General features: G+C 60.2%; 24 protein-coding genes. 8 read left to right on the top strand and 16 right to left on the bottom strand.

Annotated elements, in window-relative coordinates:
• The first annotated feature begins 189 nt into the window (after positions 1–189).
• Positions 190–1,650, top strand: a complete 1,461-nt coding sequence (gene mltF / locus QMK50_RS18860; RefSeq protein WP_095171180.1) for a membrane-bound lytic murein transglycosylase MltF — start codon at positions 190–192, stop codon at positions 1,648–1,650.
• A gap of 64 nt (positions 1,651–1,714) precedes the next feature.
• Here the strand turns inward: mltF and pdxJ are convergent, their stop codons facing one another.
• The 8 genes from pdxJ to lptF all read right to left on the bottom strand — a co-directional run bounded on the left by pdxJ (position 1,715) and on the right by lptF (position 10,131).
• Positions 1,715–2,461 carry a pyridoxine 5'-phosphate synthase gene (gene pdxJ, locus QMK50_RS18855; RefSeq protein WP_320333714.1) on the bottom strand — a complete coding sequence of 249 codons (747 nt, stop codon included), beginning with the start codon at positions 2,459–2,461 and terminating at the stop codon, positions 1,715–1,717.
• Between the two features lie 50 nt (positions 2,462–2,511).
• Positions 2,512–3,198, bottom strand: coding sequence for a DNA repair protein RecO (recO, locus tag QMK50_RS18850; RefSeq protein WP_095171184.1), 687 nt, complete (start codon positions 3,196–3,198; stop codon positions 2,512–2,514).
• A gap of 165 nt (positions 3,199–3,363) precedes the next feature.
• Entirely contained in the window at positions 3,364–4,266 is a 903-nt protein-coding gene (gene era, locus QMK50_RS18845) for a GTPase Era (protein WP_007944847.1), read from the bottom strand.
• A complete protein-coding gene (gene rnc, locus QMK50_RS18840) occupies positions 4,259–4,948 on the bottom strand; it encodes a ribonuclease III (RefSeq protein WP_095171185.1) in 690 nt (229 codons plus the stop codon). The genes era and rnc overlap by 8 nt, the downstream gene beginning before the upstream one ends.
• Before the next feature lie 179 nt (positions 4,949–5,127).
• On the bottom strand, positions 5,128–5,982 hold the full coding sequence (lepB, locus tag QMK50_RS18835) for a signal peptidase I (RefSeq protein WP_320333713.1): 855 nt from the start codon (positions 5,980–5,982) through the stop codon (positions 5,128–5,130).
• A 5-nt stretch (positions 5,983–5,987) separates the two neighbouring features.
• Positions 5,988–7,787, bottom strand: a complete 1,800-nt coding sequence (gene lepA, locus QMK50_RS18830; protein WP_095171189.1) for a translation elongation factor 4 — start codon at positions 7,785–7,787, stop codon at positions 5,988–5,990.
• Positions 7,788–7,958: 171 nt separating this feature from the next.
• The gene (lptG, locus tag QMK50_RS18825) at positions 7,959–9,020 is read right to left on the bottom strand and encodes an LPS export ABC transporter permease LptG (protein ID WP_095171191.1); all 1,062 of its coding nucleotides are present in this window, start codon (positions 9,018–9,020) and stop codon (positions 7,959–7,961) included.
• Complete coding sequence (gene lptF, locus QMK50_RS18820; protein ID WP_159993931.1) at positions 9,013–10,131, bottom strand: LPS export ABC transporter permease LptF; 1,119 nt, start codon at positions 10,129–10,131, stop codon at positions 9,013–9,015. Before lptF ends, lptG begins: the two co-directional genes overlap by 8 nt.
• 309 nt (positions 10,132–10,440) lie before the next feature.
• Here lptF and QMK50_RS18815 point away from each other — a divergent pair, with 309 nt between their 5' ends.
• The 3 genes from QMK50_RS18815 to QMK50_RS18805 are packed head-to-tail and all read left to right on the top strand — an operon-like array spanning position 10,441 to position 12,837.
• Positions 10,441–11,931, top strand: a complete 1,491-nt coding sequence (locus tag QMK50_RS18815; protein WP_159993929.1) for a leucyl aminopeptidase — start codon at positions 10,441–10,443, stop codon at positions 11,929–11,931.
• Between the two features lie 59 nt (positions 11,932–11,990).
• Entirely contained in the window at positions 11,991–12,419 is a 429-nt protein-coding gene (locus QMK50_RS18810) for a DNA polymerase III subunit chi (RefSeq protein ID WP_095171196.1), read from the top strand.
• 7 nt (positions 12,420–12,426) lie between these two features.
• On the top strand, positions 12,427–12,837 hold the full coding sequence (locus tag QMK50_RS18805; RefSeq protein WP_320333712.1) for a DNA polymerase III subunit chi: 411 nt from the start codon (positions 12,427–12,429) through the stop codon (positions 12,835–12,837).
• A gap of 139 nt (positions 12,838–12,976) precedes the next feature.
• Here the strand turns inward: QMK50_RS18805 and QMK50_RS18800 are convergent, their stop codons facing one another.
• On the bottom strand, positions 12,977–13,417 hold the full coding sequence (locus QMK50_RS18800; RefSeq protein WP_159993925.1) for a DUF3757 domain-containing protein: 441 nt from the start codon (positions 13,415–13,417) through the stop codon (positions 12,977–12,979).
• A 357-nt stretch (positions 13,418–13,774) separates the two neighbouring features.
• Between QMK50_RS18800 and QMK50_RS18795 the strand changes: the two genes are divergently transcribed.
• On the top strand, positions 13,775–16,621 hold the full coding sequence (locus QMK50_RS18795) for a valine--tRNA ligase (protein ID WP_159993923.1): 2,847 nt from the start codon (positions 13,775–13,777) through the stop codon (positions 16,619–16,621).
• Between the two features lie 264 nt (positions 16,622–16,885).
• Positions 16,886–17,908 carry a 23S rRNA (adenine(1618)-N(6))-methyltransferase RlmF gene (rlmF, locus tag QMK50_RS18790; RefSeq protein WP_095171203.1) on the top strand — a complete coding sequence of 341 codons (1,023 nt, stop codon included), beginning with the start codon at positions 16,886–16,888 and terminating at the stop codon, positions 17,906–17,908.
• 78 nt (positions 17,909–17,986) lie between these two features.
• Here the strand turns inward: rlmF and QMK50_RS18785 are convergent, their stop codons facing one another.
• Entirely contained in the window at positions 17,987–18,268 is a 282-nt protein-coding gene (locus tag QMK50_RS18785; protein ID WP_007905514.1) for an HU family DNA-binding protein, read from the bottom strand.
• 396 nt (positions 18,269–18,664) lie between these two features.
• On the opposite strand from QMK50_RS18785, the gene yejK reads away from it, so the two are divergent.
• Entirely contained in the window at positions 18,665–19,669 is a 1,005-nt protein-coding gene (gene yejK, locus QMK50_RS18780; protein ID WP_095171205.1) for a nucleoid-associated protein YejK, read from the top strand.
• A complete protein-coding gene (locus QMK50_RS18775) occupies positions 19,669–20,019 on the top strand; it encodes a glutaredoxin family protein (RefSeq protein WP_095171206.1) in 351 nt (116 codons plus the stop codon). The genes yejK and QMK50_RS18775 overlap by 1 nt, the downstream gene beginning before the upstream one ends.
• Positions 20,020–20,071: 52 nt before the next feature.
• Here the strand turns inward: QMK50_RS18775 and QMK50_RS18770 are convergent, their stop codons facing one another.
• The 6 genes from QMK50_RS18770 to QMK50_RS18745 form a co-directional block, all read right to left on the bottom strand.
• On the bottom strand, positions 20,072–21,004 hold the full coding sequence (locus QMK50_RS18770) for a glutathione S-transferase family protein (protein ID WP_320333711.1): 933 nt from the start codon (positions 21,002–21,004) through the stop codon (positions 20,072–20,074).
• Positions 21,005–21,087: 83 nt separating this feature from the next.
• A complete protein-coding gene (locus QMK50_RS18765) occupies positions 21,088–21,399 on the bottom strand; it encodes a GIY-YIG nuclease family protein (RefSeq protein ID WP_320333710.1) in 312 nt (103 codons plus the stop codon).
• Between the two features lie 40 nt (positions 21,400–21,439).
• Positions 21,440–21,910, bottom strand: a complete 471-nt coding sequence (locus QMK50_RS18760) for a nuclear transport factor 2 family protein (RefSeq protein ID WP_159993917.1) — start codon at positions 21,908–21,910, stop codon at positions 21,440–21,442.
• 114 nt (positions 21,911–22,024) lie between these two features.
• The gene (locus QMK50_RS18755; RefSeq protein WP_320333709.1) at positions 22,025–23,341 is read right to left on the bottom strand and encodes a CynX/NimT family MFS transporter; all 1,317 of its coding nucleotides are present in this window, start codon (positions 23,339–23,341) and stop codon (positions 22,025–22,027) included.
• Positions 23,331–23,990: a FadR/GntR family transcriptional regulator gene (locus QMK50_RS18750; protein WP_320333708.1), complete on the bottom strand. Its 660-nt coding sequence runs from the start codon at positions 23,988–23,990 to the stop codon at positions 23,331–23,333. Before QMK50_RS18750 ends, QMK50_RS18755 begins: the two co-directional genes overlap by 11 nt.
• Positions 23,991–24,186: 196 nt before the next feature.
• Positions 24,187–24,951, bottom strand: coding sequence for an amino acid ABC transporter ATP-binding protein (locus QMK50_RS18745; protein ID WP_320333707.1), 765 nt, complete (start codon positions 24,949–24,951; stop codon positions 24,187–24,189).
• Positions 24,952–24,957 lie beyond the last annotated feature (6 nt).

Raw genomic sequence — 24,957 nt, 5'->3', positions numbered from 1 at the left:
GAACGTCGGCCAGGGCTGGCAGGCCTATAACCAATGCTCATCAAGGTAAGTGCCGGCGGTTATTTTGCGCCGGATAAACGCCACCAAACGCCTATTCCTAAGGGCTTGGCGCCAATTTTCAAACATCTAGCAGACAAGCCCTTCACTGTCGAGATATGGCGGCCGTGGTCCTTTGCGTATACTGCGCAGATGTTTTCCCCAATGGTATTGCGTCCGCGAGTGGCCAAATGGCTTCTCGCCACCGGACTCTTCCTGGTGCTCAGCGGCTGTGTTGATAAACCCAACACCCTGGAGCGCGTAAAGGAGGATGGCGTGCTGCGCGTGGTCACGCGTAACAGCCCAGCCACCTACTTCCAGGATCGCAACGGTGAAACCGGCTTCGAATACGAGCTGGTGAAGCGCTTTGCCGACGATCTGGGGGTGGAACTGAAGATCGAAACCGCGGACAACCTCGACGACCTCTTTGAACAGGTGGGCAAGCCCAACGGCCCCGTGCTGGCTGCTGCCGGTCTGGTCAGCAGCGAGAAACGCAAGGCGCAGGTCCGGTTCTCCCACTCCTACCTGGAAGTCACCCCGCAAATCATCTACCGCAATGGCCAGTCGCGCCCAACCAACGCGGCGGATCTGGTGGGCAAGAAGATCATGGTGCTCAAGGGCAGCACCCATGCCGAGCAATTGGCCGTCCTGAAACAGAAAAATCCGCGTATCGAATACGAAGAGTCTGACGCGGTAGAGGTGGTCGACCTGCTGCGCATGGTCGACGAAGGGCAAATTGACCTGACCCTGGTCGACTCCAATGAAGTCGCCATGAACCAGGTGTACTTCCCCAACGTCCGGGTGGCCTTCGACCTCGGTGACGCCAGCAACCAGAGCTGGGCGGTGGCCGCCGGTGAAGACAACAGCCTGCTCAACGAGATCAATGACTTCCTCGACAAGGTCGAGAAAAACGGCACCTTGCAGCGCCTCAAGGACCGCTACTACGGGCACGTCGACGTGCTCGGCTATGTCGGCGCCTACACCTTTGCCCAGCACCTGCAGCAGCGCCTGCCCAAATACGAACCGCACTTCAAGACCTACGCCAAGAAAGAAAAAGTCGATTGGCGCCTGCTGGCGGCGATCGGCTATCAAGAGTCACTGTGGCAGCCGACGGTCACCTCCAAGACCGGTGTCCGCGGGCTGATGATGCTGACCCAAAACACCGCCCAGGCCATGGGTGTGTCCAACCGCCTGGATGCCCGCCAGAGCATCATGGGCGGCGCCAAGTACCTGGCGTACATGAAGGACCAACTGGACAGTTCGATCCAGGAGCCGGATCGCACCTGGTTCGCCCTCGCCGCCTACAACGTCGGCAGCGGTCACCTGGATGACGCCCGCAAGCTGGCGGCCAAGGAAGGACTGAATCCGGACAAGTGGCTGGATGTGAAGAAGATCCTGCCCCGCCTGTCGCAGAAACAGTGGTACAGCAAGACCCGCTACGGCTACGCCCGTGGTGGCGAGCCTGTGCACTTCGTGGCGAACATCCGTCGTTACTACGACATCCTGACCTGGGTCACACAGCCACAACTGGAAGGCGACCAGGTGGCCGAGGGTAACTTGCATGTACCCGGCATCGACAAATCAAAACCGGCCCAAGAGCCAGCCCCGCTTTGACAAACGCCTTGAACCACATATGGGAGCCAGCCTGCTGGCTCCCACGCTGGTTTTGTATGGTTGCTTAGGCCTTCGCCGCAGCCGCCAGGATCAGTGCCTTCATCTCCGACACCGCCGACTTGAATCCGACAAACAAGGCATGCGCGACCAGTGCGTGGCCAATGTTCAGTTCGTTGATGCCCTTGATCGCCGCAACGGCTTCGACGTTGTGGTAATGCAGGCCATGACCGGCATTGACGATCAACCCCTGAGCCAGGCCGCAGGCCACGCCGTCGGCCACGCGCTGCAGCTCTTCGGCGACTTCGGTGGGAGTCTGGGCATCGGCATAACGGCCGGTGTGCAATTCGATGGCCGGGGCACCCACGCGCTTGGAAGCCTCGATCTGCCGCTCATCAGCATCGATAAATAACGACACTTCACAGCCGATTTTGGCCAGGCGCTCTACTGCGGCCTTGATCCGTGCCTCCTGCCCCGCAACATCCAGACCGCCTTCGGTGGTCAGCTCCTGACGGGTTTCCGGAACCAGGCAGATGTGCGCCGGACGAATGCGTTCGGCGAACGCCATCATTTCCTCGGTCACGCCCATCTCGAAATTCATCCGGGTCCGCAGCACGTCCTTGAGAATCAGTACGTCGCGCTCCTGGATATGCCGGCGATCTTCGCGCAAATGCACGGTGATGCCATCGGCGCCCGCCTCTTCAGCGTCGAGCGCAGCCTTGACGGGGTCAGGGTATCGGGTGCCCCGGGCCTGACGCAGAGTGGCTACGTGGTCGATGTTCACGCCAAGAAGAATGCGGGTGCTGGTGGTCACGGAAAGCGCTCCAGAAGAAGAGAAAGTTCGGTGCACAGCATACGGGGTGATCAGGGCTTGCGAAACAGCTCGCGACTGACCAGGGGACGACCGCCCAGGTGAACGGCCAGCGCCTGGCGCATCAGGCGCTTGGCAGCCGACAGCGCACCGGGGGCGCTCCAGTCTGCTTCGGCCATGGCCAACAGTTCACAGCCATTGAACAGCCCCGGCTGCAACAGGTACACCCGCTCCAACCCGGCATCCACCTGCAGGCGGTACAGACCATCGGCGGCAATCGGCTCGGCGTGGACATCCTGGGTCAGTGCAAAGCCATAGCCCAGGTCATCGAGCAAGCGCCATTCGAAGGAGCGCAACAACGGTTCCAGCGCGCGACCTTCAGCGAGGGCCAGCAAGGTCGCGGCATAGTGCTCGAACACCGCGGGATGGGGATCTTCGGCAGGCAACAGGCGGATCAGCAACTCATTGAGGTACAGGCCACTGAACAGCGCCTCGCCGCTGAGCCAGGTCGAGACGCCGGCACTTTCCATGCGCCCGACGTTTTTCAGCTCGCCGCGCCCACGAAACTCCACTTCCAGCGGCACGAATGGCCGCGCCAGAGTCCCGGCCTTGCCCCGCGCGCTGCGCAACACCGCCCGCAGCCGCCCTTGCGGCGTGAGGAAGTCGACCAATGCACTGTTCTCGCGGTAGGCGCGCGAATGCAGGACGTAGGCGAGTTGGCTGGGTGGCGGAGAGGACATGGGCGTCTCACTGAAGGAGTGCTGTTTTGAAATCAACACAAACCAAATGTGGGAGCGGGCTTGCCCGCGATGGCGGACTTACAGTCAACATCGCTGCTGAATGTTCCATCCTCATCGCGGGCAAGCCCGCTCCCACAGGGTTCTACGGTACAGCGCTAACCGGGTTTACAGGTCGCCGTAACCCAGCGAACGCAGGGCGCGCTCGTCGTCGGACCAGCCACCTTTGACCTTCACCCACAGGTTGAGCATGATCTTGGAGTCGAACAGCAGCTCCATATCCTTGCGCGCCTCGGTGCCGATACGTTTGATCCGCTCGCCCTTGTCGCCAATGATGATCTTCTTCTGACCGTCACGCTCGACGAGGATCAGGGCGTGGATGTGCAGGGTCTTGCCCTGCTGCTTGAACTCTTCGATTTCCACGGTGATCTGGTACGGCAGCTCCGCACCCATCTGGCGCATGATCTTCTCGCGCACCAGCTCAGCAGCGAGGAAGCGGCTGCTGCGGTCGGTGATCTGATCTTCCGGGAAGAAGTGATCGTTTTCCGGCAGGTAACCGGCGATCACCCGCTCCAGCGCTTCGAGGTTATGCCCATGCTGGGCCGAGATCGGCATGATCTGCGCGTTCGGCAGTTGCTCTTGCAGCCAGGTCAGGTGCGGCATGAGCTCGGCTTTGTCTTCGATGCGGTCGGTCTTGTTCAGCGCCACGATCAAAGGACCGGTCACGTACTGCACACGCTCGAGGACCATCTGGTCTTCGTCGGTCCACTTGGTGCGATCGACCACGAAGATCACCACGTCGACGTCTTTCAACGCCGCCGAGGCGGTCTTGTTCATGTAGCGGTTCAGGGCCTTCTCGCCACCCTTGTGCATGCCGGGGGTGTCGACGTAGATCGCTTGCACCGCGCCCTCGGTCTTGATCCCGAGCATGTTGTGGCGGGTGGTCTGCGGTTTACGCGAGGTAATTGCCAGCTTCTGACCCAGGATGTGGTTCAGCAACGTGGATTTGCCCACGTTCGGGCGGCCGACGATGGCGACATAGCCACAGCGAGTTGCAGTTGAATCAGTCATGGCCATTCTCCACGCCCAGGGCTATCAGTGCTGCGGCGGCCGCTACCTGTTCGGCAATACGACGACTCACACCCTGACCTCGGCTTTTTTCATTCAATAAGGTGATTTCACATTCGACGAAGAACGTTCGGCAATGGGGCTCACCCTGGATATCCACCACTTCGTAACGCGGCAGCTCACAGGCACGCGACTGCAGGAATTCCTGCAGGCGGGTCTTTGGATCTTTATTGGTATCGACCAGCGTCAGGCTCTCGAACTCGGAAGCCAGCCAGGCCAGCACGCGTTCGCGCGCCATGTCCATGCCGGCATCCAGGTAGATCGCGCCGATCAGCGCTTCCAGGGCATCGGCCAGGATCGACTCGCGCCGGAAACCGCCGCTCTTCAACTCACCGGAGCCCAGGCGCAGGTAGTCACCCAGATCAAAGCCACGGGCCAGCACTGCCAGTGTCTCGCCTTTGACCAAGCGCGCGCGCAAACGCGACAGCTGGCCTTCGCGGGCCAGCGGAAAGCGGTCGAACAGCGCTTCACCGGCCACGAAGTTGAGGATGGCATCACCGAGGAATTCCAGGCGTTCGTTGTTGCGCCCGGCAAAGCTGCGGTGAGTCAGGGCCAGGACCATCAGTTCCTGATCCTTGAAGGTGTAGCCGAGCTGACGCTCGAGACGGCTTAAGGAGACGCTCACGGTTTACCCACGCTGAGTTCGTGGTCGACTTCCCCCGCAGCATCGCTGCGAAGGCCTGGGACAAATAACGCTGTGTTCAAAAATTACTTCCTGAATATCGTTGGCTTCAATGCAGTGCGGCAACCTTCTGCAGGTTCCAGAAAAGCATTCGGCGCTGTGTTCAACAGCGCCGTGTGGGATTACTTGATCAGGCCAACCCGCGAGAAATTCGGCAGGTGGCTGAGTTTCGGTTCAGGCCAGCTCATCCAGACCGCAAAGGCCTTGCCGACGATGTTCTGGTCGGGAACCATGCCCAGCAGGTTCTTGGGAATGCTTGGGTCATCCCAGTAGCGACTGTCGTTGGAGTTGTCGCGGTTGTCGCCCATCATGAAATAGTGCCCCGCGGGCACCGTCCATTGACGGTCCGGAGTGGCCCGGTAGCGGCTCATTTCCTTGCGGATCATGTGCTCGGCGACACCGAGTTTTTCCTTGTACAGCTCGGCGCTGCCCAAGGTGCCCGGCTCGGTGCCCACCAGTTGCTCGGCAATCGACTCACCGTTGACGAACAGGCGCTTGTCGGCGGTGTAGCGAATCTGGTCGCCCGGCAGGCCAACCACACGCTTGATGTAGTTGACGTTCGGGTCGCTTGGGTAGCGGAACACCATCACATCGCCGCGCTGCGGATCACCCACCTCGATGACTTTCTTGTCGAGTACTGGCAAGCGGATCCCGTAGGAAAACTTGTTCACCAGAATGAAATCGCCGACGTCCAGGGTCGGTTTCATCGAACCAGACGGAATCTGGAACGGCTCCACCAGAAACGAACGCAGCACCAGTACGATGAACAGCACCGGAAAGAACGATTTGCCGTATTCCACCAGCAACGGTTCTTTGTTCAGTTTCTCCACGACGACCATGTCGGGTTGGCTGACAGTGCCCTGATACGAGGCAATGGCAGCACGCCGACGCGGCGCCAGATACACCAGATCGAGCAACGCCAGCAAACCGCAGACGAAGACAGCGATGACCAGCAACAGCGGGAAATTTAGTGACATAGGACCTAACTATCCAACCTGAGCACAGCAAGGAAGGCTTCTTGTGGAATTTCCACGTTACCGACCTGCTTCATGCGTTTTTTACCGGCCTTCTGCTTTTCCAACAGCTTGCGCTTACGGCTAACGTCACCACCGTAGCATTTGGCCAATACGTTCTTTCTGAGTGCCTTGACGGAGGTCCGCGCGATGATCTGCCCGCCAATGGCGGCCTGGATCGCAACGTCGAACATCTGGCGCGGAATCAGTTCCTTCATCTTCTCGGTCAACTGGCGACCTTTGTAGTGCGCGTTGTCCTTGTGCACGATCAGCGCCAGGGCATCGACCTTGTCGCCGTTGATCAGCACGTCCAGCTTGACCAGATTAGCCGACTGGTAGCGATCGAAGTGGTAATCCAGCGAAGCATAGCCGCGACTGGTGGACTTCAGGCGATCGAAGAAGTCCAGGACCACTTCGTTCATCGGCAAATCGTAGGTCACCTGGACCTGGGTACCCAGGAACAACATGTCGTGCTGCACGCCACGCTTTTCGATACACAGGGTAATGACGTTGCCCAGGTGCTCCTGCGGCACAAGAATATTGGCCCGCACGATCGGCTCACGCATGTCTTCGATCGAAGACAGGTCTGGGAGCTTGGACGGGTTATCGACGTAAATCGTTTCACCGGTTTTCAGCAACAGCTCGAAAATTACCGTTGGCGCCGTGGTGATCAGGTCCAGGTCGTACTCGCGCTCCAGGCGCTCCTGGATGATTTCCATGTGCAGCATGCCAAGGAACCCGCAACGGAAGCCGAAGCCCAGGGCGTCGGAGCTTTCCGGGGTGTACTGCAGGGACGAGTCGTTGAGGGTGAGCTTTTGCAGGGCTTCACGGAAGTCTTCGAAGTCGTCGGAGCTGACCGGAAACAGACCGGCGTACACCTGCGGCTGGATGCGCTTGAAGCCTGGCAGCACGTCGACGTCAGGGGTCGAACTCAAGGTCAGGGTATCGCCCACTGGCGCACCGTGAATGTCCTTGATACCGGCGATGATGAAGCCTACTTCACCGGCTTTCAGGTCGACGGTGGCAGTGTGTTTCGGGTTGAACACACCGACGCTGTCCACCAGGTGGATCTTGCCGGTGGATTTGACCAGGATCTTGTCGCCCTTCTTCACGCGGCCGTGGCGTACGCGAACCAAGGAAACAACGCCCAGGTAGTTGTCGAACCAGGAGTCGATGATCAATGCTTGCAGCGGATCTTCGATGTTGCCGGTAGGCGCGGGAATGGTCTTGACCAGGCGCTCGAGCACCTCATCGACGCCCAGGCCAGTCTTGGCACTGCACTCGACGGCATCGGTGGCGTCGATGCCGATGATTTTTTCGATTTCTTCTTTCACGCGGTCCGGATCGGCCTGTGGCAGGTCGATCTTGTTCAGCACCGGCATGACTTCCAGGCCCTGCTCGATTGCCGTGTAGCAGTTGGCAACCGACTGCGCTTCCACGCCCTGGCCAGCATCGACCACCAGCAACGCACCTTCACAGGCCGCCAACGAGCGGCTGACTTCATAGGTGAAGTCAACATGGCCGGGGGTGTCGATGAAATTCAGCTGGTACTTGATGCCGTCTTTGGCGGTGTAATACAAGGTAACGCTGTGGGCCTTGATGGTGATCCCGCGTTCGCGCTCAAGGTCCATGGAGTCCAGAACCTGGGCTTCCATTTCACGCTCGGCCAGGCCGCCGCACATCTGGATGAAGCGATCGGCCAGCGTCGACTTGCCATGGTCAATGTGGGCGATGATGGAGAAATTACGGATATGACTCAAATCACTCACGGATCAACACTCAAAAAGGCTGCAGGCATAGCCCGCCGAAAAATAGCCGGGAATTGTACCTGAAACACCAGGCAAGCGTCACGTTTGCAGGTGAAGGCATCACTTGCAAAAACGCCCCGCTCTGGCGAACGGGGCGTTTTTGCAGACAAACTTCGGTTCAAATACCGCTGGTCAGCCGGCTCGACGCATCAGCCAGAGGCCTGCCAGCGCACACACCGCAGCTGGGATCAACACCGCAAACAGCGGCGAGAAACCGAACACCAGGCTCGACGGGCCGAGCAAATCCTGGACGATGCGAAAGGTGAAGCCCACCAGCACACCGGTGAAGACCCGCTGACCGAGGGTTACCGAACGCAGTGGACCAAAGATGAAGGAGATCGCCATCAGCACCAAGGCTGCGGTGACCAGCGGCTGCAACACCTTGACCCAAAATGCCAGCCAGTAGCGGCCGTTGTTCAGGCCCTGGTCAGCCAGGTAATGGATATAACCCCACAGGCCGCTGATCGACAGCGATTCCGGGGCCATCACCACGGTGCTCAGCAGTTGCGGGCTGAGGGCCACATCCCAACGCTCGACCGCAGCGCTCACCACTTCAGTGCTCTTGCCGTGGAACAGGGTGGTGGTGACGTCACTCAACTGCCAGTGATCGGTGTCGAACTCGGCGCGTTTAGCGAAGCTTGCGGACAGCAGGTGGTGGTCATTATCGAAACGATAACGGGTCACGCCATACAGGCGGCCATTGGGCTGCACCGAGTTGACGTGAATGAACTCGTCCCCCTGGCGGTGCCACAAACCGTGCTTGGCGCTTTGCGAATCGCCACTGCCCTGGGCCAGCGAACGGTTGGCCTGGGCGATGTTTTCCGTGGCGGGCGCCACATACTCGCCGATCAACACGCCGGCCACCATCAGGAACAGCATCGGCTTCATCACTGCCCAGACGATCCGCCCAATGGATACGCCGGCCGCACGCATGATGGTCAATTCGCTGTTACTGGCCAGGCTGCCAAGGCCGATCAGGCAACCGATCAGGGCAGCCATGGGCAACATGTCGTACAGCCGGCGCGGCGCGGTCAGGAGCACGTAGCCCAGAACGTCCATCACCGTGTAGGTATCGCTGGCATCGCCCATTTCATCAATGAAGGCGAACAGGGTCGCCAGACCGAGGATGATCCCCAGCACGGCCAGGATCGCCATGAATACACTGCTACCAATGTAGCGATCGAGCTTAACCACGGGTCACCTCCAACGCATAGCGGCGACTCGCCATCTTCAAGCGCAACGGCTCCCAGTAGAGCAACCCCAGGCCAATGACCAGGAAAATCCCGTGGACCCACCACAACCCCAGCGCCGGCGGTAATTTGCCCTTCTCCAATGCGCCGCGGGCAGCGATCAGGATGGTCAGGTAGGCCATGTACAGCAGGATCGCCGGCAACAGCTTGAGGAACCGGCCCTGACGCGGGTTGACCCGCGACAGTGGCACGGCCATCAGGGTCACGATGAACACCAGCAACGGCAGGGACAGGCGCCATTGCAATTCGGCATGGGAGCGCACGTCATCGCTGCCCAGCAGGTTGGCGGTACTGATGGCGTCGCGGTCGGTTACTTCGTCGCTGACGTCAGGCTTGGGCAACAGTACGCCATAGGTGTCGTACTTGATGATCCGGTAATTGGCCTGCCCCGGATTGCCGTCATAACGATAGCCGTTGTCCAGAATCAGGTAGCGGTTGCCGTCCGGCTTGATCTCCTGACGGCCCTTCTCGGCCACCAGTACAGAGATGCCGCGATCCTTGTTGCCTGAGGCTTCGTTCTTCTGCGAGATGAACACGCCTGCCAGGTTGACGCGATCGTCCGAGAGTTTTTCGGTATAGGTCACCCGCGTGCCGTCGCGCAACGACTGGAAGCGTCCTGGCTCCAGGGTATCGAACTCGGTCAGGGCATCCTGCTTGTTCAGCAGCAACTGGAACTGGTTGGCACCTTGCGGGGCCAGGCCCAGGCTCAACCAGGCCACCAGCAATGCGATCAGCGTGGCCGGGAACAAGGTGTAGGCGAACAGGCGTTGCTGGCTCATGCCGGTGGCCGACAGCACGGTCATTTCGCTCTCGAGATACAGCCGGCCATAAGCCAGCAGAATCCCCAGGAACAACCCCAATGGCAGGATCAACTGCAAGAAGCCCGGCAGACGGAAGCCCATGATCAGGAACAGGGAACCCGGATCCAGCAGGCCGGCAGCGGCTTGGGCGAGGTACTTGATGAAGCGCCCACTCATGATGATGACCAGCAGCACGGCACTGACGGCGCTCAGGGTCACCAGGACTTCACGGGAAAGATAACGGAAGACAATCAAACCAGACACTCCAGGGTTGTCAGGCTAAGGCGGCCAAACAAGCAAACAGGTCGGGCGGCTCGTGAAACCATGAGCCACCGCAAAAGATGCGGCATTATCCTGTGATTGACCGCGCCTGTCACTGCGCACGCTCACGCCGGCATGCAATGCATTAAAGATCACTTGCGCAAGGGTTGTCAGGCGCAGTCAGCGAGGTTCAAACTGCGGCCTTTGTCGCGGGCCTTACCCGCACCTTTCTATATAGAAGGCAAACGTGTGCGCACAGGCTGCGGCACGCTGCACTTTGACCATTTATTCAGGGACCCGGACATGGAACTGGTTGTAAAAAGCGTTAGCCCAGAAACCTTGAAAACCGCCACGCTGGTCATCGCAGTCGGCGAAGGCCGGACACTCGGCAACGTCGCCAAACAGGTCGATGAGCTCAGCGGCGGCGCCATCAGCGCCATCCTCAAGCGTGGCGACCTGGCCGGCAAAGTTGGCCAGAGCCTGTTGCTGCACAGCCTACCGAACCTCAAGGCCGAACGTGTGCTGCTGGTAGGTGTGGGCAAGGACGCAGAATTGGGCGATCGTCCATTGCGCAAAATCGTCGCTGGCATCCTCAACACCCTCAAGGGCCTGGGTGGCAGCGATGCCGCACTCGCGCTGGACGAAGTGGTGGTCAAGGGTCGTGACAGCTATGGCAAGACCCGCCTGCTGGCCGAAACCCTGCTGGACGGCGAATACAGCTTCGACCAGTTCAAGAGCCAGAAGGCCGAACCACGCGCCCTGAAGAAAATCACCCTGTTGACCATCAAGGCTGCACAGGCCGAAGTGCAACGTGCCGTGACCCACGCCAGCGCGATTGCCAACGGCATGGCGTTCACCCGCGACCTGGGTAACCTGCCGCCGAACATCTGTCACCCAACCTTCCTGGGCGAGCAAGCCAAGGCACTGGGTAAAGAGTTCAAGAGCCTGAAAGTCGAAGTGCTGGACGAGAAAAAGATCAAGGAACTGGGCATGGGCTCGTTCTACGCCGTGGGTCAGGGCAGCGACCAGCCGCCACGCCTGATCGTCATGCAATACAACGGCGGCAAGAAGTCCGAGAAGCCGTACGCCCTGGTGGGCAAGGGCATCACCTTCGACACCGGCGGTATCAGCCTCAAGCCGGGCGCCGGCATGGATGAAATGAAGTACGACATGGGCGGCGCCGCCAGCGTGTTTGGTACCCTGCGCGCGGTGCTCGAGCTGAAGCTGCCGATCAACCTGGTGTGCATCCTGGCCTGTGCCGAGAACATGCCGAGCGGCGGCGCTGCCCGCCCAGGCGATATCGTCACCACCATGAGCGGCCAGACCGTGGAAATCCTCAACACCGACGCCGAAGGCCGCCTGGTGCTGTGTGACGCCCTGACCTACGCCGAGCGCTTCAAGCCACAGGCAGTGATCGATATCGCCACCCTGACCGGCGCCTGCATCGTCGCCCTGGGCTCCCACACCTCCGGCCTGCTGGGCAACAACGACGAATTGATCGAACAATTGCTGAGCGCCGGCAAGGCTGCCGACGACCGTGCCTGGCAACTGCCGCTGTTCGATGAGTACCAGGAACAACTGGACAGCCCGTTCGCCGACATCGCCAACATTGGTGGGCCGAAAGCCGGCACCATCACGGCAGCGTGCTTCCTGTCGCGCTTCACCAAGAACCTCAACTGGGCGCACCTGGACATCGCGGGCACCGCCTGGACCAGCGGTGGCAAGGATAAGGGCGCCACTGGCCGCCCAGTACCGTTGCTGACCCAATACCTGCTGGATCGCGCCAAGGCCTGAAACCGATGACCTGAAGCGGCGTCACCCTCGGGGGCGCCGCTTCAGGCTCAGGAACCGCAATGACCAAAGTCGACTTTTACATCCTGCCCAGCGCCGATCCTCAGGCGCGACTGGATTTCGCCTGCAAGCTCAGCGAAAAGGCCTGGCGCATGGGGCACCGCATCTACCTGCACTGCAGCGACGCCGCCCAACGCGACGACCTGGATGCTCGCCTCTGGGCGTTCAAGGGCGAAAGCTTCGTACCACACGGCCCAGCCGAGAGCGAACCGGACGGCTTGATTGTGCTGGGCCTGGGCGATGATCCGGGCGAGCACCAGGACCTTCTGGTCAACCTCGACCTCAAGGTCCCACCATTTGCCCAACGGTTTGCCCGAGTGGCAGAAGTAGTAGTCGAAGATCCCGCTATTCGTCAGGCCGCGCGGGAGAGTTTCCGCTTCTACCGCGAACAGGGCTATCCTCTGCAAGATCACCGTCTACAGCGACTCTGAGTACAAGATGGACACGCCAAAACCACTGCAAAAGGCCGCTCACCTGCTGGATGACCTCGAGTCGATCCGCCAGTTGCTCGGCGATGACAACCTGCAACCACCACTGCTGACCGACACCGTCGAGACCGCGAGTGATGAAGGCCAGATTCCCTTGCTGTTCGACCAAGTCAGCGGCAAACCACTGGCCGAAGCCGTCGAACAACCTGCTCCAACTCCAGCACCAGCACCAGCACCAGCCGCCACGACCACCGCTCAGCAAGCTGCCGACGTCATGCTGCATCTGGATGGTGAGTTACGCGCGGCCGCGCAGTTGATCATGCAAGACGTGATCGATGACTTTGCCCCGCACATCGAGACGGAAATCAAGCGTCGCCTCGATGCACGAATGGAACGGTTATTGAGCCAGTACGACAACTGACCGCGTGCTTTTGAGTACCCCCTTGTACGAGGGATAGGTCGCCAGTGAAATTGGCGACCTTACACTTCAAATACCAACCCACTATTCAATGGCATTACATTCAGCAACTAATACTTAACTGAATAGTGCACAACATCAACTAGCCCTTACCTGGACGAGGTAATTCCTTGAAGGTGCAGGCGCCCTCGGCTTTATCTTCGCAATAATACTGGCTATACCACGGTTCCCAGGCTCCCCCCGCCTGAATACTGACAACAGTGCCTTCGCGCTTGAAGCGCATGTCCAACTTACCACCGTCACGCAGACTGTACCCGCAGTGCAGGATTTCACCGATCACCACACCTTCGACTGCATCGCCATGGGCCTTGAATATTGCCTCATCGAACCCACCTACCGGGCCGCGCCCAACCTGCGAAGTGCCATTCCACTCACCCTGGCCGCTGACGGTAGCTGCGACATAACTGCCGGTGGTACCGACTTCCTTGATATCCGCAACTTTCGGGCAATACTCCACGGTTCCTGCCCAGGCATTCGCCGACATCAGGAAAGGAATCAACAACGCAATTTGTTTGATATACATAAATGCTCCATGCCATTATTTAATAACACTATATTTCCCTGCAGGCACTGTGCAGCACATTCAACTTGCACACACCTCCTTGAATACTACGCACACACAGCACTTACTCAAACAAGCAAACTTGTAGGCAAATTCCTTATATGCCAAGGAAACTATCGCGCTAATTAGCTCCCCACCTGCCCCTCCCCCCATCAGCCCAATGCAATTCCCACACGAGACTGGAGCACCGCGACCGCCGCTCCTGGAAAAAACAGCAGATTTCTCCCTCCTGCCATCAGCTCGCTCTACGCCCCAGGCGACATCCCCGCTATACTTGCCGGCTTTTCCTGAATAAATGCCAATAGGGTCCCGCCGCGCATGGATAAGACCTACCAGCCGCACGCAATTGAAACTTCCTGGTACAACACCTGGGAGTCCGAGAACTACTTCGCCCCGCAAGGCGCGGGCGATTCCTACACCATCATGATCCCGCCGCCGAACGTCACCGGCAGCCTGCACATGGGTCACGGTTTCAATAACGCGATCATGGACGCCCTGATCCGTTTCCGCCGCATGCAGGGTCGCAACACCCTGTGGCAACCGGGTACCGACCACGCCGGTATCGCCACCCAGATGCTGGTGGAGCGTCAGCTCGAAGCCAAGGGCCAGAGCCGCCACGACCTGGGCCGTGAGAAATTCCTGGAAAAAATCTGGGAATGGAAAGATGAGTCCGGCGGCAATATCAGCCGGCAGATCCGTCGCCTCGGCTCGTCGGTGGATTGGAGCCGCGAGCGCTTCACCATGGACGACGGTCTCTCGGAAGCGGTCAAGGAAGCGTTCGTGCGCCTGCACGAAGACGGCCTGATCTACCGCGGCAAGCGCCTGGTCAACTGGGACACCAAGCTGCACACGGCGATTTCCGACCTCGAAGTGGAAAACCACGACGAGAAAGGTTTCCTGTGGAACCTCAAGTACCCGCTGGCCAACGGCGCCAAGACCGCTGAAGGCAACGATTACCTGATCGTCGCGACCACTCGCCCGGAAACCATGCTCGGCGACTCCGCCGTGGCCGTGAACCCGAACGATGAACGCTACAAGGCCCTGATCGGCCAATTCGTCGAGCTGCCGCTGGTTGGCCGCCGCATCCCGATCATTGCTGACGATTACTGTGATCCTGAATTCGGCACCGGCTGCGTGAAAATCACCCCGGCCCACGATTTCAACGACTACGAAGTCGGCAAGCGCCACAACCTGCCGCTGCTCAACATCTTCGACAAGAACGCCGCGGTGCTGCCTGCCTGCCAGGTGTTCAACCTCGACGGTACGCTCAACGACAGCATCGACGGCAAGATCCCGGCCGAATACGCCGGCCTCGACCGTTTTGAAGCGCGCAAGCAGATCGTCGCTGCGTTCGACGCCGCCGGCCTGCTGGTCAGCGTTGACGATCACGCCCTGAAAGTGCCCAAGGGCGACCGCTCCGGCACCATCATCGAACCGTGGCTGACCGACCAGTGGTACGTTTCCACCAAGCCACTGGCCGAGCCTGCGATTGCCGCCGTGGAAGACGGCCGCATCCAGTTCGTACCGAAACAGTACGAAAACATGTACTTCTCGTGGATGCGCGACATCCAGGACTGGTGCATCAGCCGTCAGCTGTGGTGGGGCCACCGGATTCCGGCCTGGTACGACGAGTCGGGCAAGGTCTACGTCGGTCGCGACGAAGCCGAAGTGCGCGCCAAGCACAACCTGGGGCCAGATGTTGCCCTGCAGCAGGACAACGACGTCCTCGACACTTGGTTCAGCTCGGGCCTGTGGACCTTCTCCACCCTCGGCTGGCCGCAACAGACCGAGTTCCTCAAGAAGTTCCACTCCACCGACGTACTGGTGACTGGCTTCGACATCATTTTCTTCTGGGTTGCCCGGATGATCATGCTCACCATGCACTTGGTGAAGAACGAGGATGGCACGCCGCAGGTGCCGTTCAAGACCGTGTACGTACATGGCCTGGTGCGCGACGGCCAGGGCCAGAAGATGTCCAAGTCCAAGGGCAACGTCCTTGATCCGCTGGACATCATCGACGGCATCGACCTGGAAACCCTGGTGCAAAAACGCACCAGCGGCCTGATGCAGCCAAAATTGGCGAAAAAGATCGAGAAGCAGACCCGCGACGAGTTCGCCGACGGCATCGCCAGCTACGGCACCGACGCCCTGCGCTTCACCTTCTGCTCGCTGGCGTCCACCGGTCGCGACATCAAGTTCGATATGGGCCGCGTCGAAGGCTATCGCAACTTCTGCAACAAGATCTGGAACGCTGCGCGCTACGTGCTGGACAAGGGCGAGGACTGCGGCCAGAACGGCGAAGCCTACGAGCTGTCGCTGGCCGATCGCTGGATCATCTCCCAGTTGCAACGCACCGAAGCAGAAGTAACCCGCCAACTCGAGCAGTTCCGCTTCGACCTGGCTGCACAGGCCCTGTACGAGTTCATCTGGAACCAGTATTGCGACTGGTACCTGGAACTGTCCAAGCCAGTGCTGTGGGACGAAAACGGCCCGATCGAACGCCAGCGCGGCACCCGTCGCACCCTGGTGCGCGTGCTGGAAGTGGCGCTGCGCCTGGCGCACCCGTTCATGCCGTTCATCACCGAAGAAATCTGGCAGCGCATCGCGCCGCTGGCCGGCATCGACGGCAAGACCATCATGCTGCAACCTTGGCCAGTGGCCAATGAAGCACGCATCGACCAGGCGGCCGAAGACGACATCGAATGGCTCAAGGGCCTGATGCTGGGCACGCGCAACATTCGCGGCGAGATGAACATCGGCCCGGGCAAACCCCTGCCGATCTTCCTGAAGAACGTCAGCGCCGAAGACCAGCGTCGCCTCAGCGAGAACGAAGTCCTGCTGAAAAAGCTGGCCAAGCTGGAATCCATCACCGTGTTGGCAGCCGGCGAAGAAGCGCCATTGTCGGCCACCGCGCTGGTTGGCGAGATGGAAGTGCTGGTGCCGATGGCCGGCCTGATCGACAAGGGTGCGGAACTCGCCCGTCTGGACAAGGAAATCCAGCGCCTGCAAGGTGAAGTGCAGCGTGTCGGCGGCAAGCTGTCCAACGCCGGTTTCGTCGACAAGGCCCCGGCCGAAGTCATCGAGAAAGAACGCGCCAAACTGGCCGAAGCCGAACAGGCTCTGGGCAAGCTGGCCGAGCAACACGCGCGGATTGCCAGCCTGTAACGGCATACCGCTATAAAACAGGGAGGCCCGCAACGGCCTCCCTTTTTTGTGCCCGCCCCTTCCCCACAAACACCACAACACCCTGTGGGAGCGGGCTTGAACGCGATGAGGCCCTCATATTCAACATTGATGTGACTGACAGATCGCCATCGCGGGCAAGCCCGCTCCCACAGGGATTCGTGCTGATCTTCACAATTGCATTCACAGCGCCTGGATGTGGGACAATGCCCGTCTCTTTCAGCCACACCCGAATCGACTACGCCCATGACCACCCCCCGCACACCCCGCCCTGCGCGCAAGAAGCCTGATTCCGCGACCCCGGCCAAAGCCGTGGAGCCCCGCGAAAAGGCCAGCCTGCACCCGCGCAACCGCCACCAGGGCCGTTACGACTTCCCGGCGCTGATCAAGACCACGCCGGAACTGGCGCAGTTCGTGATCATCAACCCCTATGGCAAAGAGAGCATCGACTTCGCCAGCCCGGATGCGGTGCGGGTGTTCAACCGGGCATTGCTCAAGTCGTTCTATGGCATCGCCCATTGGGACATCCCGGCCGACTATCTCTGCCCACCGGTGCCGGGACGTGCCGATTACGTGCACTTTCTTGCCGACCTGCTGGCCAGCGTCAACGACGGTGAGATCCCCCGCGGCGCTCCGGTCAAGGTGCTCGACATCGGCATGGGCGCCAACTGCGTTTATCCGTTGATCGGCTACAGCGACTACCGCTGGCACTTCCTCGGCTCGGAAATCGATCCGACCGCAGTGGCCGCCGCCAAAGCCATTGTGCAATCCAACGGCCTCAACAAAGCCATCCAGCTGCGTCAGCAAAGCAATCCCAAGCACATCCTGCTGGGCTTGCTGGAGCCGGGCGAACGTTTTGACCTGACCATGTGCAACCCGCCGTTCCATGCCTCCATGGACGAGGCGACCAAGGGCAGCGAACGTAAATGGCGCGCCCTGGGCCGTGCCGACCCGAAACGCAAACTGCCGGTACTGAACTTTGGCGGACAGTCCGCCGAGTTGTGGTGTGAAGGTGGTGAAGCGCGGTTCGTGACGCAACTGATCGCCGAAAGCGCGCACTTTCAACACAAGGTGCTGTGGTTCAGTACCCTGGTCTCGAAAGCGTCAAACCTGCCAGTCATCCAGACCGCGCTGAAAAAGGCCGGCGTGCTGGAGAGCCAGGTAGTGGAGATGTCCCAGGGACAAAAGCAAAGCCGCTTTGTCGCCTGGACCTTCCAGACCAAATCCGAGCAGCAAGTCTGGCGCGAGCGCTGGGTTCGCAAAAGCTGAGTCTCGCCTGGCACATTACGCCAGGCACAAAAAAGCCGCGCCCGGATTGCTCCGGGGCGCGGCTCTTTTTTATGCGTCTTACTTGTTAACAGCGTCGGTCAGGCCTTTAGCCACAACCAGCTTGATAACTTTCTTGGCAGCGATTTCGATGGCAGCGCCAGTCGAAGGGTTGCGGCCGGTACGGGCAGGACGCTCGGTCACTTTCAGCTTACCGATACCTGGCAGGGTGATTTCACCGCCGTTTTCCAGTTGATCAGCAACGATTTGGCCCAGTTGGTCCAGTGCGTTACGCGCGGTGGTTTTAGGCGCGTCGATAGCTTCAGCGATATCGGCGATCAGTTGGTCTTTAGTAAGAGCCATGTAGTGTTCCTTCCCTATCAAATTCATATGGATTGCAGAGTGCAGTGTCAGCCATCGAGCCCGATCTTCTGGATCTGGCACCCTCGGCTACAACACCGACGGGTCGGGGTTATAGATACCGAAATCAGGGTTTGGTTCGACCTGACAAATGCTGAATGCACGCTTAACGCAGTGACTTCGCGTAAGACCGGGCAAAACTAGCACAGAGACGGGGAAATATCCGCCTCTACCTACCCATTTGGTCAGCTTTATTGCTCTAAATCCGCAAAAAAGCGCATAAGCCCGGCATGACCCGCCTCCCAACCCCGTCGAGCACCGCCAAAACCAACAGGTGCGGTACACTGGGCACTTTTTCGGGGGAGCACGCCCTCCTCCATTCATACAGCCGAGAAGCCCATGCCGATCCGTCATTGCATCGTCCACCTGATCGACAAAAAACCCGACGGCACACCCGCAGTCCTGCACGCCCGCGACTCGGAACTGGCCGAATCCGCCGCCATCGAGAACATGCTCGCCGACCTCAACGAGAGCTACAACGCCAAGCAAGGCAAAGCCTGGGGCTTGTTCCACGCCGAGTCCGGTGCACATCCGTTCAGCGGCTGGCTGAAGGAGTACCTCGACGGCGGCAAGGACTTCACCGCGTTCAGCCGAATTGCCGTGGAGCACCTGCAAAAGTTGATGGAGGAGTCCAACCTGTCGACCGGCGGTCACGTCCTGTTCGCCCACTACCAGCAAGGCATGACCGACTACCTGGCCATTGCTCTGCTGCACCACAGTGAAGGCGTGGCCGTGACCGACCAGCTCGACGTGACCCCGTCCCGGCACCTGGACCTGGGCCAGTTGCACCTGGCCGCACGGATCAACATCTCCGAGTGGCAGAACAACAAGCAGTCCAAGCAGTACATTTCGTTCATCAAAGGCAAGAACGGGAAAAAGGTCTCGGAGTACTTCCGCGACTTCATCGGCTGCCAGGAAGGTGTCGACGGCCCGGGTGAAACCCGCACCCTGCTCAAGGCCTTCAGCGACTTCGTCGAAAGCGAAGACCTGCCGGAAGACTCCGCCCGCGAGAAGACCAAGACCCTGGTCGACTACGCCAGCAGCCAGGCCAAGCTGGGTGAACCCATGGGCCTGGAGGAGCTGTCGGAACTGATCGACGAAGAACGCCCAAAAGCCTTCTACGATCATATCCGCAACAAGGACTATGGCCTGTCGCCGGAAATCCCCGCCGACAAACGCACCCTCAACCAGTTCCGTCGTTTCACCGGCCGCGCCGAGGGCCTGTCCATCAGCTTCGAAGCGCACCTGCTGGGCTCGAAGATCGAGTACGACGAAGAAGCCGGCACCCTGGTCATCAAGGGCCTGCCGACCTCCCTCACCGACCAGCTCAAGCGTCGCAACTGATGCTCGCAGGCGCACTGAAGAAGGTCCTGCTGATTGTACTGGTGCTGGTGGTCTATCAGAACTGGGGCAAGATCGAACGGCTGTTCAACCCTTCGCAGGTGGTCGCCGAGCAGGTCCGGGCCAACGCCCGGGTGGTGCTCTACGCCACCGACTGGTGCGGCTACTGCAAGCTGACCCGACGTTTCCTTGATCAGAAGGGCATACCGTTCAAGGAATACGACATCGAGAAAGATGCCGAGGCGCGCAAGGTCTATGAGGCCCTGGGCGGTCGCGGCATCCCGGTGCTGGACGTGAACGGCACGCTGATTCGCGGCTATGAGCCCGAGGCGATTCTGGCTGCCTTGAAATAGACCAGGTCAAAAGATCGCAGCAGCTCACCTCAGGCTGCGATCTTGACCGCTGCTAGCAAGCCTCGATACGAAAACCAAACCGCGGAAAGTGCACATGCACCACCCCACCACGCGGGTCTTCGCGGCGCAGGATCAGCTCTTCACTGCCGGCAAACAGCAACTCGCCGGCCACCGGATCAACCCCGTAGTCGGTTGCCGCGATCACCACCTGCTGGCCTGCGGTAAATCCGTTCGGTTCGTTGAACGGTTCATCCGGCAGGGCCGCCGGGGTTGAGTCCCGCGCCACCTGCAAGGCTTCTTCTGCGCTCATCTCACTGAATGCACCATGACCGAAACCCAGTACCCGGGTCAGCCAGGCCGAGACTGTCGGATAGGCATCCACCAGGGGCGCAGTGACGGGCGTGGCCTTCAAGAACCACAGCGGATGGGCCAAGGCGAAGTCGGCAATCGAAGGCTCACCGAACAGGTAGTCGCCATCACGCTGCAGTTGCTGCTCAAGGCGCGCCATGATCGTCGGCCATTGATGACGGGCCTGGTCCGCCGACAACCGGGTGGCGCTACCACCACTGAACAGTCCGGCGCGGTCGGCGACAAAGGCCTTCACCGCCTCCGGTGATAACCTGGCAAAACGTACCGCTATCGATTCGGGCTGGAACACCAGGCTGACCGCATGCTGGAACACCACCGAGTCGGCCCAGGCGGCGACCGTGGCGCTGACCATTTCCTGACCTTCGGGGAAGAACGCCGGCAGGGCTTTTTGCTGCTCCAGTCGGCGGGCAATCAGCGCGGTGTCGCAATAGATATCGGCACCGATCTGCAGCACCGGCGTACGGCGGTAGCCACCAGTCAAGGCCGTGAGGTCGGGCTTGGGCATCATCGGCGAGATGTTCACCGAGCGCCAGGACAACCCTTTGAAGCCCAGCAACAGCCGCGCCTTTTCTGCGAAAGGAGAAGTCGGGTAATGGTGAAGAATCAACTCTGACATACACAATCCGCCGCTGATGTAAGAAGCCAGCAGCTTAGCGCGCAATCGAATAGCAGCCTACCCATCTGCCTGATGACAACTGATCACTCAGGGTGATAAGTCGCCACCAGGCATTCCTTGGCGCTCTTGCGCAGCTTCTTGATCAGGCGTTCCTGGCGCAACGCTTCGCTCTTGTCGAGGCAGGCCTCGGTATAGACCAGCGCCATCGCCGGGCTCGAGAGAAAAAATCGCGCGCCCTTGCCGCTCTGGTGCTTGGCGAAACGCTTTTGCGGGTCGTCGCTGATGCCGCAATACAACGCGCCATTGGCCGCACGAACGAGGTAGACGAACCAGGGCTTGCTGGCAGGCACCACGGGGTCGACGGGTATGACGGGGGATTGGCTGGGGCTGTTCACGTGACGTTCAGGGCTTGAAGGAAAACAGCTGCAGATCTTATCAGCGACTGGCCTGGAACGCCCTCAAGCCTTTGAGCGCCTGTTTGCGCACGGCATTGCCCACCAGCGGCGTCCAGCCCAGGAGCAGGCCTTTGACACCGAGGGCCTGGCGCGACCAGCGCCACAGATCAAAGGTGTCGTGGTGCTCGCAGATCTTGCCGTCACGCAGGACGAAGCGGGCCTGGATGTCGTTGACCACGGTGTTGCCGGTCTGGCTGAACAGGTAGCGGGCAACCCAGTGCGCACTGCCGCTGCGCTCATCGGCTTGCACGTTGTCGAAGGTCAGGGAAAAGTCCTTGGCCCGGGTGGTGAGCATCCGCCACATGTCAGCGGCATCGCGCCCGCGCAGCTCGCCAAAAGCCGGATCACTGAACAGCACATCCTCGCTGTAGCAGGCGCTCATGGCTTCGGCATCCAGGCGCTGAAAGGCTCGATAGAACTCAGTGATCACGGCGCGATTGGCGTCACTCATGGGCAGGCTCCCTGCATGGTCAAAAAATGGCTGCGAAAGATACCTGCACGATAGTCTGCAAACCTTGGCAACACTACCGCCATTCGCAGCACAAATACCGCCAGTGCGACGCAGTCACACCCGTTCGCTTTCGACCTGCACGTACCGGGCGCGCCCGGCCCCCAGCCCCGCGATGATCGCGCCCAGGCCAATCACCCCGAAAATCCAGCCCAACGCGGTCCAGCCTCCGGTCCAGTCGTGCACCAGGCCCACCGCAAACGGGCCCATGGACGCCAGGGTGTAGCCGAACCCCTGGGCCATGCTCGACAGGTTGGCTGCCACATGGGCATCACGCGAGCGCAATACAATCAGGGTCAGCGCCAGGGCGAAGGTTGCGCCCTGCCCCAGGCCCAGCAGGATCGCCCAGCCCCACAAGCCGTCAATCGGCGCGTACAGGCAACCGAACAGCCCGCCCAGGGTCATCAGCATCACCACCACGATCGCCAGGCGCTGGTCCTTGCCCCGCGTAGCCAGCCAGGGGGCGGCCAGGGAACTGGCCAATTGCACAATTACCGAACCCGACAGCACCAACCCGGCCTGGGTCGGCGTCAGGCCACGGCCGATCAGGATCGACGGCAACCAGCCAAAGACGATATAGGCCAGCGACGACTGCAGGCCCATGTAAAAGGTCACTTGCCAGGCCAGCGGGTCACGCAGCAGCCCGCGTACCCGATACGCGACATTGTGGGCGCCGTGTTTTTGCCCCACCTGCGGCAGCCAGAAAACCGCAGCAAGCAGTGCCGGAATCACCCAGAACCCCAGGCCCACGGTCCAGTTCTGCCCAAAATGCTCGCTCAAAGGCACTGACGCGCCGGCGGCCATGGCGGCGCCCAGGCACAAGGCCATGGTGTAGACGCCCGTCATGGTGCCGGCGTGCTTGGCAAAATCGCGTTTGACGATCCCCGGCAGCAATACGCCGATCACCCCAATGCTGGCGCCGGCCAGGATGCTCCCGGCAAACAGGCCGATCTCGCCGAAAGAACTGCGCAGGATGATCCCGCCCGCCAGGGTCAGGAGAATCCCCAGCACCACGCGCTCGGCACCAAAACGCCGCGCCAGGATCGGCGCCAAGGGCGCGAACAGCCCCAGGCACAACACGGGCAAGGTAGTCAGCAACCCCGCCTGGGCCGCCGACAAGCCAAGACTCTTCGACACCTCACTGAGCAGCGGCGCCATGCTCGACAGCGCCGGACGCAGGTTCAACGCCACCAGGATCAGCCCCAGCAACAACAACCAGGGACGAAGCAACAGCGGCTGGCTCTGCTGGACTTGCTCGTCATCGGCCTCGGCATCGATCAGCAGCTCTTCAAGCTCTGCCGAGCGTTTGGGGGAGACGGTATCGCGGGTGTTGGCCGGTTGGCTGGACATGGAATTCTCGGTTTCAAGGCTCATTGATCAACTGCCGGCAAAGGGCCTTGGCCCGCTCCGGATCGCGCTGCAAGACGGCGTCGAGCAAATCGACATGCAAGTCGAACACGGCTTGACGTCTGGGGACGATGTTCAAAGTCTCGCGCAACTGCGCGCCGACAATGCTGGAGAAGTAGCGGTACAGCTCACTGAGGGTCGGGTTGTGCGCGGCATCCACCAAACGGCGGTGAAACACCATGTCGCAGGCGATGTAGCTATCAAGGTCGCCGTGATAGTGGGTACCACTGACTGTCAGCGCCTCACGCAGGGCCACCAGGTCCTCATCGGTCCGCCGCAACGCCGCCAGCCCAATCGCCTCCACCTCAAGGATATGCCGGGTCTCCCGGGCCTGTTCATGGGAGCAACGGGACAAGGCCTTCATCGTATCCAACGGATCGACCACCGCCCGCAGGTAACTGCCGTCACCCTGGCGAATCTCAATCAACCCGGAAAACGCCAGCACCCGCATGGCCTCACGCACCGTATTACGGCTAATCCCCAACTCAGCCGCCAACTCAGGCTCGGTGGGCAGGCGCTGGCCAACCGTCCAACTGCCGGTGTTAATGCGCAGGCGCAGTTGCTCCAAGGCCTGGTCGACCAGGGAACGCTTGATCAGTGGAGAAGTGTCTGTCATTAAATTCGCCCTTTCATCCAATCATAGGATGAATTTTTTTGACATGTTAGTCAGCTTGACTGGGTAGAGCAATGAGGATGTTGGTTGCGGGGGGCCCGACGTCAGGTGTAAAGCCGTTGGTTGCTTGGGGTCGGGCGGCGTTCGGGCGAAAAAAAACCCGGAACAAGTCCGGGTTCATCTCACTCAGCAACCCCAATCAATGCAAAATCTGACTCAAGAACAACTGGGTCCGCTCATTCTGCGGATTGTCGAAAAAGTCATTCGGCGCCGCCTGCTCAACAATCTCCCCCTTGTCCATAAAGATCACCCGATTCGCCACCGTCCGCGCAAAACCCATCTCATGGGTCACGCAGAGCATGGTCATACCATCTTCGGCCAAACCGATCATGGTATCGAGCACCTCCTTGACCATCTCCGGATCGAGCGCCGACGTCGGCTCATCGAACAGCATGATCTTCGGCTTCATGCACAGCGCCCGGGCAATCGCTACCCGCTGCTGCTGGCCACCCGACAGTTGCCCTGGATACTTGTGCGCCTGCTCCGGAATGCGTACGCGCTCCAGATAGTGCATGGCAATCTCCTCAGCCTTGCGCTTGGGCATCTTGCGCACCCACATCGGCGCCAGGGTGCAATTCTGCAAAATCGTCAGGTGCGGAAACAGATTGAAGTGCTGGAACACCATGCCGACTTCACGGCGCACCGTTTCAATCTGCTTGAGGTCATTGGTCAACTCCACGCCATCGACCACGATCCGCCCTTGCTGATGCTCTTCCAGGCGGTTGAGACAGCGAATGGTGGTCGACTTGCCGGAACCCGAAGGCCCGCACAGGACAATCCGCTCGCCCTGCTTGACGTTGAGGTTGATGTCTTTCAACACATGGAACTGGCCGTACCACTTGTTCACGCCCTGCATCTGAATAATGCCTTCAGGGCTCACCGGCTGTTTGCTTGCTTCGCTCATTACAGA

Source organism: Pseudomonas sp. P5_152, from assembly GCF_033989915.1.
Taxonomy (GTDB): domain Bacteria; phylum Pseudomonadota; class Gammaproteobacteria; order Pseudomonadales; family Pseudomonadaceae; genus Aquipseudomonas.
This window is presented reverse-complemented; position numbering and strand designations above follow the sequence as displayed.